The sequence below is a fragment of the Chryseobacterium mucoviscidosis genome, assembly GCF_002177115.1.
Taxonomy (GTDB): Bacteria; Bacteroidota; Bacteroidia; order Flavobacteriales; family Weeksellaceae; genus Chryseobacterium; species Chryseobacterium mucoviscidosis.
This window is the reverse complement of record NZ_MVAG01000041.1, coordinates 1-296: the sequence shown is the minus strand read 5'-3', so window position 1 is coordinate 296 and position 296 is coordinate 1. Positions and strand designations below refer to the sequence as shown.

The 296-nt window shown below is 48.0% G+C and carries 1 protein-coding gene; it reads left to right on the top strand.

All coding sequences use genetic code 11. The features are described 5' to 3' along the window. Window positions 1-74 precede the first annotated feature (74 nt). A partial coding sequence (locus B0E34_RS22625) for an S-ribosylhomocysteine lyase (RefSeq protein WP_262484713.1) occupies window positions 75-296 on the top strand: 222 nt, incomplete at its 3' end.

Below are 296 nucleotides of genomic sequence, written 5' to 3'. Positions count from 1 at the left end.
ATATACTCAGACTCGCCTGGGAACAAAGAGTTCAGAAAATTTTAAAAAAAATTACCGGAGGTGGCTAAATGCCGTTGTTAGATAGCTTCACAGTCGATCATACCCGGATGGAAGCGCCTGCAGTTCGGGTGGCGAAAACAATGAACACCCCGCATGGCGACGCAATCACCGTGTTCGATCTGCGCTTCTGCGTGCCGAACAAAGAAGTGATGCCAGAAAGAGGGATCCATACCCTGGAGCACCTGTTTGCTGGTTTTATGCGTAACCATCTTAACGGTAATGGCGTAGAGATTATC